Here is a 10,764-nt window from a genome sequence, read left to right on the forward strand (position 1 = left end):
TCCGTCTTTCAGGATCTGAAACGCAGAACCCCGTCGGAGCAGGTCTCCGGCGGGGTTTGTTGTTTCAGGCGTCGGGCAGGAGGGCCACCAGCTCCCGGACCCGGTCGAGGATGTCTGCGACCGGAAGCGGGATGGCGGCCTCGTCCGTGTGGTTTTCCCGCGCCGCCCCTGTCTCGAACACATCCGCCCAGTATTTCAGCCCCCCCTGTGTCGCCATGGCGGCAAAGCAGGGGTTGATGTGATGGGACGGGACGAGTTCGTAAACGAGCGTTCCCGGCTGGCACCAGGCGATATTGGCCATGCCGGCCCCCAGCATCCCCATAACCATCCCGGCGTCGCTGAACAGGCGGATCTGTTCGGATAGCGACAGCGTTTCGGGATGCACGCGTTCAAAGCCGATTTTTTCGAGCGCTCCCGCCAGTTCGGCTTCGTTGGGAACGTGCCGGTTGGCCGAACTGCCACGCTCGATATAGAGCCGTCGTCCGGCAGATGGCGTTGTGGCACCTGCGGCCTGACGCAGCCGCGAATATGCATCGCGGGACAGGTCCGAGACGGCGAAATCGGCGCTGCCATTGACGAAGGTGATGTAGTCGAGGGCACTGAAGGCGTACTGCCGCCCTTGCTGCAGACGGATATGGGCGTCCCCGGTCAGGCCAAAAAGCTCAAGCGTCTCGAACTGCCACGGATGCATATGTTCGGGCAGGACGAGGCGGATGGGCCTGCCTGCCCGGGACAGGACATGCAGGGTCGGGATCGTATGAGCGACCCAGTGATAGAAGTTCGAGGCCCAGTGATCGACACAGCTTGCGGTCATGCCCTTGAAAGGCGCGCAGCGGATGACGTCCGCAGGACGCAGCCGCAGGTTCCGCACGGCCTCCGGATCCTGAACATAGGCGGTGTCAGCGACCGGATGGCCTGCATGCAGCAGCGTCATCAGCGGCTGGTCCAGCACGATGTCGCGCAGGGTGAACTGACGGATCGTAACCGGCATGCTCTCCCAGTCCCGGAACGGGTTGCGTTCCGGATGGCTCAGGGCAGAGGCGCAGGGCGCGGAAACCGGTCGGATGGGACAGGTTTCGAGAACAGTCGTGCTGCGTGCGATCTCCGCCAGACCGGAGGACCCGGCCGGTGGAGAGAACAGGCGCCTGAGACGGGAGAGAAGCGACATGATCAGGATCAGACGGTCTTGGCCGCGCCTTTGAGCAGGGCCTGCTGGGCGTCCTTGAGCGCATCGGACATTTTCTGTTCCGGCTCCTTGAGGTGAAGGCTTTCCAGCGTATCCAGCAGGGCTTCGGCCACGAGTACGCGGGCGAGCCATTTATGGTCCGCCGGAATGACGATCCAGGGGGCGTCCGGCGTTGCGGTCGCGCGGATGGCTTCTTCATAGGCTGCGGTATAATGCGGCCAGAACTCGCGCTCCTTCAGATCCGACGGGCTGAACTTCCAGCGTTTCTCCGGATGGTCCAGCCGCTTGAGCAGGCGCTGTCGCTGCTCTTCTGGCGAAATATGCAGGAACAGCTTGAGGACGAGGATGTTCTGTCGCCGCAGATAGCTCTCGAAATTGCGCAGATCGCCCAGACGGTGATCCCAGAATCCCGGCAGATCGGGATTGAGACCGCGGGCACGCACCATCTCCGGATGCACGCGTTCCACGAGGACATCTTCGTAATGACTGCGGTTGAAAATGCCGATCTCACCGCGCGACGGCACGGCAAGATGGATGCGCCACAGATCATCATGACGCGTTGAGATCCCGACAGGCGCCTTGAAAGACGTGACATGCACACCCTGCGGATTCAGGCCGGAGAAGGCATGACGGATCGCGCCATCCTTTCCGGCGGTGTCCATGCCCTGAAGCACAACCAGAATGCCGTGGGTGGCATAGGCCGCCAGCCGCTGCTGCAGGACGGACATCCTGTCCACGCAGTCACGGATGCGGGTGCGGGATGAGTTCTTCTGGCGGCCGAGCTTGTCGTTCGTAGAGATGGAGGACAGACGGAACTTCTTTCCGTCCGTGATGCGAAGTTGGGAAGGAAGCCCGGTTTCAGCCGACATGACGGTTCACCGCAAGTCCCCCCGATGCCTGACAGACCGGCATCATTTCCAGATAATTGACGTTCACGTGCCAGGGCAGGCCGATGAGCCACGAGACAGTCCCGGCGATATCCTCGGGCGTCAGGGGCGTCGTGTCCTTGTAAACGGCGGCCGCTTTGGCATCGTCGCCCAGACGCACATTGCTGAACTCGCTGCCGCCACACAGGCCGGGCTCGATATTCGTCACGCGGATGCGGGTACCAAGCAGATCCGTGCGCAGGTTCTGGGTGAACTGGTGTACGAAGGCCTTGGTCGCGCCATAGACGTTCCCGCCGGTGTAGGGATAGGTCCCGGCCGTGCTGCCCAGTGCGATAATGTAGCCCGTATTACGCTGAACCATGCCCGGCAGAAGGGCGCGCGTCAGTTCCACGACGCCCGAGACGTTGGTTGCGATCATCGATTCCCAGTTATCGGGCTCGGCGTCCTGCGCCGGCTCCATGCCGAGTGCCAGACCGGCATTGTTCACCAGCACGTCGATGTCCTGCCACTCCTCGGGCAGGGCGGCGGGCAGGGCGCGCAGGGCCTCACGGTCGGTCATGTCGAGCGTGAAGGGGAGGACGCTCTCGCCCAGTTCATCCTTGAGAGCTTCCAGACGTTCCTTGCGGCGGCCGGTCGCGATGACACGGTGACCTTCGCGCACAAGGCGCGTTGCGATGGCGTGACCGAAGCCTGCGGTGGCGCCGGTGACGAGGACGGTGAGAGGCATGGCAATCTCCAGACGGACAGTCCGCACCCGGCAGGGGCGGCACGGGATACCCAGGTCAGTGACATTGGATGTCATTAACACTCCTGAAGGCAAACGCTTGCAATACAGGAAGGGATGCACCCATGTTGGCAGGCATGAAGAAAACACTCGACGGACGGAATGACAACCTGACAGACGCCGGTCTCATGGAACTCGGTCTTACGGGAAAACTGCTCGTGGCCGCGCCTGCACTGGCGGAGACGTTCTTTGAGCGGACGGTGATCTATCTCTGCGCCCATTCGGAGCAGGATGGCGCGATGGGGCTGATCGTTAATAAGCGCCTGTCCCAGCCGGGGCTGGATGATCTGTTTGCCCAGCTGGGAATCGAACCGAGCCCTCCCGAACGCCGGATTGGTGTCTGCATGGGTGGGCCGGTCGAACATGCGCGGGGATTTGTCCTGCACTCGGCGGACTGGGCCGGGGAGGGCAGTCTGGACGTTGATGGTCACACCACCCTGACCGCCAGTCTGGACATTCTGCGCGAGATCGCGTCCGGACAGGGGCCGAAACAGGCGATGATGGCGCTTGGACATGCGGCCTGGGCGCCCGGGCAGCTTGAACAGGAAATTCTGCGTGACAGTTCCTGGTTCGTGGCTCCTGCGACTGACGAGATCGTGTTCGGGACCGACCACGCGAAAAAATGGCGTCAGGCGCTCGCCGCCATAGATTTTGACCCGCTTCTTCTTTCTTCCTCGGTCGGGGAAGCCTGAAAAGGCGTCCTGTTCCGCAGAAATGATCCACCAGACACAGGAGGGCAGCATGAGCGCACCCCATATCCTTTACATCTATGAACACTGCCCGTTCTGCACCAAGGCGCGGATGATCTTCGGGCTCAAGAACATCCCGTATGAGCAGCGCATCCTGCTCAATGACGATGTTGATGGCCCGGTTCGCATGGTCGGCCGCAAGGTTGTGCCCATCCTTGAGGAAAACGGGACCTTCATGCCCGAGAGCATGGATATCGTCGCCCATATCGATGCGATCGGAACTCCTGTCCTGACGGGGGAGACCCGCCCCGAGATCGCGGCCTGGCTGAAGAAGGCGGGAACGCCGCTCTATCGCCTGTTCCTGCCCCGCGCTGCGGCGGCTCCTCTGCCGGAATTCGCGACGACATCCGCGCGTGCTGGCTTCATCCGGCGCAAGGAGCCGTCCGTGGGTTCGTTCAGCGCCCTGCTGGAGGACAGGACCGATGAACTCACGCAGCTGAATGCGATGCTGAAGGAACTGGCGCCGTTCATCCGTTCGCCCGAGGCCGTGAATGGTGAACTCTCCACGGATGACATTCATCTTTATGCGCATCTGCACAGCATGTCGCTGATCCGTGGTGTCGTGTATCCGCCGGAGGTTGAAGCCTACCGGCAGGCCATGGCCGTACGATGCGGCGTAGGCCTGTTCGACGATATCGCCGTCTGATTTCAGGCAAGCCTTACAAAAACAAGGGGGGCCGGATCGTGTGATCCGGCCCCCCTTTCATGTCTGCATGATGGAACGTTATTTTCCGGGCTGGAGAACCGTGCTCAGGAACTGCGCGCGTCGTTCGGCCACCCGGGCGCGGATAACCGGATCAGGCAGCATGTGAGTGCCTGGAAGGAGCAGCAGGTCATAGGGCTTTCCGGCGTGCAGAAGCGCCTGCGTCAGCTTCATGGTGTTCTCGAAATAGACATTGTCATCCGTAATGCCGTGCATGAGCAGCAGAGGCTGTTTCAGCGTGTCGGCATAGGTCAGGACATTGCTCCTGCGATAACCTTCAGGGTCTTCCTGCGGCGTGCCGAGATAACGCTCGGTATAGGCCGTGTCGTAATCCGCGAAATCGACGGGAGGCGCCCCTGCGACGCCAACCTTGAACACGTCCGGGCGGCGGATGGTCGCCATGGCGGTGAAATAGCCTCCGAAAGACCAGCCATGCACGCCAACGCGGGTGAGATCCATTTCATGATGGCGTTTGCCGAGGGCCTGAAGGCCGTCGATCTGGTCCTGAAGCGGCAGGTCGATCAGGTTGCCCTTGATGGCGCGTTCAAAATCATGATCGCGTCCCGGCGTTCCGCGGCCGTCGAGTGTGACGACGATATAGCCCTGATTGGCCAGGCACTGGTCATCGAGATAGGAGGTCGGCGTGTCATGGACCATCTTGGAGCCCGGGCCGGCATAGACCGACAGCACGACCGGATAGCGCTTTGAGGCGCTGAAGTTTTCGGGGCGGATGATGGCTGCATCGAATTCACGCGGACCCGCCGTCGTGAACTCGACATGAACCGGCAGTTTCGGCGGCTGCGCCACGCTGGGGAGGGTCGCGATGACATGGCCGTTCTCATTCCGGACCAGCGTCTGGCGCGTGCCAGTCGCGCTGGCGAATGTGTCCACCATGGCTGTATGCGTGCCATTCGTGACATGCACATTATGAATGCCCCGTTCCGTCACGAACGGCGTCACGGCACCGGTTGCGAGGTCAATATGGACAACCTCGTTGTCCAGCCGGTTCGCCCGCACCGTCACGGTGATCGTGTTGTGTTCGGCGTCGTAATCGTCGAAGGCGACATAGGACAGACCGGGCGGTGTCAGGACGCGCTGGAGTTTTCCATCGGGGGCATGCAGTTCAAGCTGCCAGTTCTTGCCCCGGTCAGCGGCCCAGAGGAAACCGGCATTATTGGCAAGAAAGACGGGCAGGTTGTGGCCACCGGAAGCGGCGCGCGGGTCCAGTTCGATCCAGGCCGGGTCGGACTGGGCGAGCAGAAGATGGGTGGCGCCGGTTGCGGGATCGATCGTGAGAAGCTGTTCCTGCGTCTGGGCGCGGTTGAGCAGCACGACGGCGAGCGGACCGTTCTTTCGCCAGACAACCCGGCCAAGATAGGGCCATGCTTCGTGATCCCAGGAAATCCAGCGGACCGGGCCGCCTTTTGCGTCCACGAGACCAAAGCGCGTTTTCGCGTTGTTCGTCCCGGCGCGGGGATAGCGGAAGGCGACAGGTTCGGCCTGCGGGGTTTCGGGATTGGTGATGTAATGCTTTTCGACGTCGCTGTTATCGGCTTCCTCGAACAGGATGGTTTTGCTGTCAGGAGACCACCAGGCGCCGTCTGCGCGTTCCAGCTCCTCGGCTGCGGCAAATTCGGCCAGACCATGCGTCAGGGTGTCGCTGCCGCCGGTTGTCAGACGTGTTTCGCGCCCGCTGACGAGATCGACGCTGTACAGGTCATTGTCCCGCACCGCGGCAAGGGTCATCCCGTCCGGGGAAAGGCGCGGGGCGATCCACTGACCTTCAATCGGCGTGACCCGGCCGTCATCGGTGGCGATACGTTCAAGCTGGCCGCCCTGAGACGCCAGAACCGTGCCGCCGTCCTCGCTCATCTGATAGTCGGTGATGCCCGACATGATCTGGCGCGCCCGTTCGCGCCGGGCCTTTTCCTCGACCGACAGATGCTCCGGGCCCGAAGTGGGGGCAGCCAGTTCATGCAGCGAATGGTCGGGCAGGTCGTAGCGGTAAAGATGCAGATGCGTGTCGAACGGCCCCGAGCGCAGGAACAGAACGGAATGCCCATCCGGCGTGACTTCGGCGTGATTGGGCAGGCCAAGCGCGCCATTTCGGGTTTTTGCGAGATCGACCATGCAGGCGGCGGGATCTGCGGCCTGAAGGGCGCCGACTGACAGCAGCGGCGACAGGACGGCACAGGCCAGAAGGGTTCGGCGCAAGGGAAGGCGCAGGGGAAGTGACAGCATTGCATCTCCGTAAGCATGACGACGGACAGGATTTTGACGTCGATCATGGACCGGGCCGTTGTTTGTGAACAGGGTTTCCAGAAGAGATGCGCGCGACCTTCTCACGTTTATGGGAGCAGGGGCGATTTTACCGGGACCGATCCCGGGTTCGTGTGTTGTGTATCGTGGTATGTCTCAGCAAGAAGGAGCCTGATGGATATGCAGTATCGTCAGCTTGGTCGCTCGGGCCTCAAGATTTCAGCACTCAATTTCGGATCGGTTACGTTCGGCGGACAGGGCAATTTTGCCGCCACCGGCAAGGTGGATGTCGCTGAAGCGACCCGGATGGTGGATATCTGCGTCGAGCATGGCGTGAACATGTTCGATACGGCCGATGCCTATTCCGGCGGTGAAGCCGAGGAAATTCTCGGCCGCGTCCTTCAGGGGCGCAGCCGCGAACTGCTCGTCACTACCAAGGTGCGTTTTCCAACCGGAAAGGGGCCAAACGAGCAGGGTCTGTCGCGCCATCACATCCTCAATGCCTGCGACGACAGTCTGCGTCGGCTGGGGCGTGATCATATCGACCTCTATTACCTGCATGAATGGGACGGTCTGACGCCGGTCGAGGAAACGCTTGAAGCGCTCCAGACGCTGCGCGATCAGGGCAAGATCCGATATGCCGGGATTTCCAATTTTGCAGGCTGGCAGGCCATGAAGCTGCTGGGAGCCGCCGAACGGGACCGTCTGGTCGCGCCGGTCAGCCAGCAGCTTTACTATTCGCTGGAAGCCCGGGATGCCGAATACGAGCTTCTGCCGCTCGCCGTGGATCAGGGGCTGGGTGTACAGGTCTGGAGTCCGCTCGCCTGTGGTCTGCTGACGGGGAAATATCGCCGCGGCAAGACGGCTCCGGAAGATTCCCGCCGGATTTCCGGCTGGCCGGAGCCGGAAGTCCGGGACCTGAAAAAGCTCTACGATACGGTCGAGGTTCTGGTGCAGATCGCGGAAGAGCACAGCGTTTCCGCTGCCCGCGTGGCGCTGGCCTGGACGCTGCACAAGCCGGGGATCACATCGCTGGTTCTGGGCGCGCGGAAGGAGAGCCAGCTTCTGGACAACCTCGCAGCCGCGTCGCTCCGTCTGACGCAGGAACAGGTTCGTCGGCTTGACGATGTCAGCGCGCCTGACCTGATCTATCCCTACTGGCATCAGAACCGGAATGCGTTTGACCGTCTCTCCAAGGCGGATCTTGTCTTGCAGGGACCGGCAAAACGTCATCGGGAGGCCCTTGAAACGAAAAAATGACTGCCTAAATATTAATCACAGGCCGCTGCCTTCGGGGGCGGCCAAACACATCAATGCCGCCATAACGGGGCATGAGAGGAATTTGAGAGAATGGACATTCAGAATTTCACCGAACGCAGTCAGGGCTTCCTTCAGGCCGCACAGACCATTGCGCTTCGGGACTACAACCAGCAGTTGACGCCGGAGCACCTGCTCAAGGCCCTGCTGGATGATGAACAGGGGGCTGCCTCCGGCCTGATCCGTGCCGCAGGTGGTGATCCGAAGGTTGTTCAGACCGCCAATGACGCCGCCCTTGCAAAACTGCCAAAAGTTCAGGGTGCTGGCGCCGGTCAGCCGCAGATGACACCGGATCTGGCGCGTCTGCTCGATGCGGCCGAATCCGCTGCAAAGGTCGCTGGTGACAGCCATGTCGCACAGGACCGTCTGCTTGTGGCGATTGCGGCCAGCAACACGGCCGCTGGCAAGGCGCTTGTGGACGGCAAGGCCAGTGCCGGGGCTCTGGAACGGGCTGTTGCGGAAATCCGCAAGGGGCGCACCGTTACGAGTGCTTCGGCAGAAAACACCTTTGACGCCCTGAAGAAATATGCCCGTGACGTGACCGCTGTCGCGCAGGCTGGCAAGCTCGATCCGGTCATCGGCCGCGATGAGGAAATCCGCCGGACCATTCAGGTCCTGGCCCGCCGTAGCAAGAACAATCCGGTTCTGATCGGTGAGCCGGGTGTGGGTAAAACGGCCATCGTCGAAGGTCTCGCACAGCGGATCGTTAATGGAGACGTGCCTGAGGCTCTGCGCAACAAGAAGCTCCTTTCGCTCGACATGGGCGCGCTGATCGCTGGTGCAAAATACCGCGGTGAGTTCGAGGAGCGCCTGAAGGCCGTTCTCAAGGAAATCGAGACGGCTGAAGGCGAGATCATCCTTTTCATCGACGAAATGCACACGCTGGTCGGTGCCGGTCGGTCCGATGGCGCGATGGATGCGTCCAACCTCATCAAGCCGGAACTGGCTCGTGGCACGCTGCACTGCGTGGGTGCGACCACGCTTGATGAATACCGCAAGTATATTGAGAAGGACGCGGCTTTGGCCCGTCGTTTCCAGCCGGTTTTTGTGGGTGAGCCGTCCGTTGCCGATACGATCTCGATCCTGCGTGGCATCAAGGAGAAGTACGAGCTTCATCATGGTGTCCGCATCACGGACAACGCCATCGTTGCGGCCGCAACCCTGTCTAACCGCTACATCACGGACCGCTTTCTGCCGGACAAGGCAATCGATCTGATCGACGAGGCTGCCAGCCGCCTGCGCATGCAGATCGACAGCAAGCCCGAGGCGCTGGACGAACTCGACCGCCGCATCATCCAGCTCAAGATCGAGCGTGAAGCCATCCGCAAGGAAGACGACACAGCCTCGAAGGACCGTCTGGTGGCGCTTGAAGCGGAACTGGCGGACCTTGAAGAACAGTCTGACGCGATGGGTGCCGAATGGCATGCCGAGAAGGATCGGGTGAATGCGATCCAGAAGCTGAAGGAACAGCTCGATACGGCACGTTCCGATGTCGAAGTGGCACAGCGTCAGGGTAATCTCGGCAAGGCGTCTGAGCTGATGTACGGCCTGATCCCGAACCTTGAAGCTCAGATCGCCAAGGCGCAGGAAGAGGAAGATGCTTCGTCAAAGAGCGGCCTGTTCGCAGACACCGTGACGGATCAGGGCGTGGCTTCGGTCGTCTCCCGCTGGACCGGTGTTCCGGTGGACCGGATGCTTGAAGGCGAGCGCGCCAAGCTGATCCGGATGGAAGACACGCTGCGTGAGCGTGTGGTCGGGCAGGAACAGGCACTGGTTGCCGTGTCGAATGCTGTCCGCCGGGCACGCGCTGGTCTTCAGGACCCGAACCGCCCAATCGGCTCGTTCCTGTTCCTTGGCCCGACGGGTGTTGGCAAGACCGAGCTAACCAAGGCCCTGGCGCAGTTCCTGTTCGATGACGAGAAAGCCCTGCTGCGGATCGACATGAGTGAATTCATGGAAAAGCACGCGGTCTCCCGTCTGATCGGCGCCCCGCCGGGCTATGTCGGTTACGATGAAGGTGGTGTGCTGACCGAGGCTGTCCGCCGTCGTCCCTATCAGGTGATCCTGTTCGACGAAGTGGAGAAGGCCCATGAGGACATCTTCAACATCCTGCTTCAGGTTCTCGATGACGGACGTCTGACGGACGGGCAGGGACGTGTGGTGGACTTCCGCAACACGATCATCGTCCTGACCAGCAACCTCGGCTCGGAAGTGCTGGCCAATCTGCCGGACGGTGAATCCGTGGATGAAGTCCGTCCGCAGGTCATGCAGGTGGTCCGCAACCACTTCCGGCCGGAGTTCCTCAACCGTCTGGACGAGATCATCCTGTTCTCCCGTCTGCAGCGCAAGGATATGGACCGGATCGTCAAGATCCAGATCAGCCGTCTGCAGAAGCTGCTGGAAGATCGCAAGATCAATCTGGAATTGGACGAGAAGGGAACGGAGTGGCTGGCTGCGGCAGGATACGATCCTGTCTATGGTGCCCGTCCGCTTAAGAGGGTCATCCAGCGTAGCCTGCAGAACCCGCTTGCCAGTCTGCTGTTGGAAGGCAGCATCCATGATGGGGAAACGGTCAAGGTTTCGGCCAATGACAAGGATCTCACGATCGACGGGAAAGCTGTCTCGGCAGACTGACTTCCGTCAGAACCGGTTTCAGTCAGGGAAAAGCGCCTTTTTGGTGCTTTTTTCTGGTTTTTATTATTTCGTATTTGGAATGGGTAATGGGGATAAGTGTGATTTGTGAGGGATTGCAGGGGGTTAGGAATGTGGACAAGTGTGAGTCTGATTCTGTTTGACACTCTGGTGAGCTCCCCGTATAAGCCCGTTCACCGACGCGGCGGGGCTCACTTCTGAGGGGCTCTGGGGCGGCGGGGATGATG

Annotated in this window: 8 protein-coding genes; 4 read left to right on the top strand and 4 right to left on the bottom strand. The window is 61.1% G+C overall.

Features of this window, described 5'->3' with window-relative positions; translation table 11 throughout:
* Nucleotides 1–64: 64 nt before the first annotated feature.
* The 3 genes from KP701_RS11490 to KP701_RS11500 are packed head-to-tail and all read right to left on the bottom strand — an operon-like array spanning nt 65 to nt 2,800.
* Nucleotides 65–1,168, bottom strand: coding sequence for a DUF563 domain-containing protein (locus tag KP701_RS11490; RefSeq protein WP_215747282.1), 1,104 nt, complete (start codon nt 1,166–1,168; stop codon nt 65–67).
* Nucleotides 1,169–1,176: 8 nt separating this feature from the next.
* The gene (locus KP701_RS11495; protein WP_215747283.1) at nt 1,177–2,055 is read right to left on the bottom strand and encodes a polyphosphate kinase 2 family protein; all 879 of its coding nucleotides are present in this window, start codon (nt 2,053–2,055) and stop codon (nt 1,177–1,179) included.
* On the bottom strand, nt 2,045–2,800 hold the full coding sequence (locus KP701_RS11500; RefSeq protein ID WP_215747290.1) for an SDR family NAD(P)-dependent oxidoreductase: 756 nt from the start codon (nt 2,798–2,800) through the stop codon (nt 2,045–2,047). The genes KP701_RS11495 and KP701_RS11500 overlap by 11 nt, the downstream gene beginning before the upstream one ends.
* A gap of 134 nt (nt 2,801–2,934) precedes the next feature.
* Here KP701_RS11500 and KP701_RS11505 point away from each other — a divergent pair, with 134 nt between their 5' ends.
* Nucleotides 2,935–3,549 carry a YqgE/AlgH family protein gene (locus KP701_RS11505; protein WP_215747284.1) on the top strand — a complete coding sequence of 205 codons (615 nt, stop codon included), beginning with the start codon at nt 2,935–2,937 and terminating at the stop codon, nt 3,547–3,549.
* Nucleotides 3,550–3,598: 49 nt separating this feature from the next.
* On the top strand, nt 3,599–4,252 hold the full coding sequence (gene grxB / locus KP701_RS11510; RefSeq protein WP_215747285.1) for a glutaredoxin 2: 654 nt from the start codon (nt 3,599–3,601) through the stop codon (nt 4,250–4,252).
* A gap of 78 nt (nt 4,253–4,330) precedes the next feature.
* Here grxB and KP701_RS11515 read toward each other — a convergent pair whose 3' ends face one another.
* Entirely contained in the window at nt 4,331–6,550 is a 2,220-nt protein-coding gene (locus KP701_RS11515; RefSeq protein WP_215747286.1) for a S9 family peptidase, read from the bottom strand.
* A gap of 198 nt (nt 6,551–6,748) precedes the next feature.
* Here KP701_RS11515 and KP701_RS11520 point away from each other — a divergent pair, with 198 nt between their 5' ends.
* Together KP701_RS11520 and clpB are read left to right on the top strand one after the other, a co-directional pair.
* Nucleotides 6,749–7,828 carry an aldo/keto reductase gene (locus KP701_RS11520; RefSeq protein WP_215747291.1) on the top strand — a complete coding sequence of 360 codons (1,080 nt, stop codon included), beginning with the start codon at nt 6,749–6,751 and terminating at the stop codon, nt 7,826–7,828.
* Nucleotides 7,829–7,918: 90 nt separating this feature from the next.
* The gene (clpB, locus tag KP701_RS11525) at nt 7,919–10,519 is read left to right on the top strand and encodes an ATP-dependent chaperone ClpB (RefSeq protein WP_215747287.1); all 2,601 of its coding nucleotides are present in this window, start codon (nt 7,919–7,921) and stop codon (nt 10,517–10,519) included.
* Nucleotides 10,520–10,764: the final 245 nt, after the last annotated feature.

Origin of the sequence: Gluconobacter sp. P1C6_b (assembly GCF_018811945.1) — a bacterium.
In the GTDB taxonomy this organism is placed as follows: domain Bacteria; phylum Pseudomonadota; class Alphaproteobacteria; order Acetobacterales; family Acetobacteraceae; genus Gluconobacter.

Excerpts from the sequence above, each read along its gene's own strand:
- KP701_RS11490 (WP_215747282.1), bottom strand. The coding sequence starts at position 1,168 with ATGTCGCTTCTCTCCCGTCTCAGGCGCCTGTTCTCTCCACCGGCCGGG.
- KP701_RS11495 (WP_215747283.1), bottom strand. The coding sequence starts at position 2,055 with ATGTCGGCTGAAACCGGGCTTCCTTCCCAACTTCGCATCACGGACGGA.
- KP701_RS11500 (WP_215747290.1), bottom strand. The coding sequence starts at position 2,800 with ATGCCTCTCACCGTCCTCGTCACCGGCGCCACCGCAGGCTTCGGTCAC.
- KP701_RS11505 (WP_215747284.1), top strand. The coding sequence starts at position 2,935 with ATGAAGAAAACACTCGACGGACGGAATGACAACCTGACAGACGCCGGT.
- grxB (WP_215747285.1), top strand. The coding sequence starts at position 3,599 with ATGAGCGCACCCCATATCCTTTACATCTATGAACACTGCCCGTTCTGC.
- KP701_RS11515 (WP_215747286.1), bottom strand. The coding sequence starts at position 6,550 with ATGCTGTCACTTCCCCTGCGCCTTCCCTTGCGCCGAACCCTTCTGGCC.
- KP701_RS11520 (WP_215747291.1), top strand. The coding sequence starts at position 6,749 with ATGCAGTATCGTCAGCTTGGTCGCTCGGGCCTCAAGATTTCAGCACTC.
- clpB (WP_215747287.1), top strand. The coding sequence starts at position 7,919 with ATGGACATTCAGAATTTCACCGAACGCAGTCAGGGCTTCCTTCAGGCC.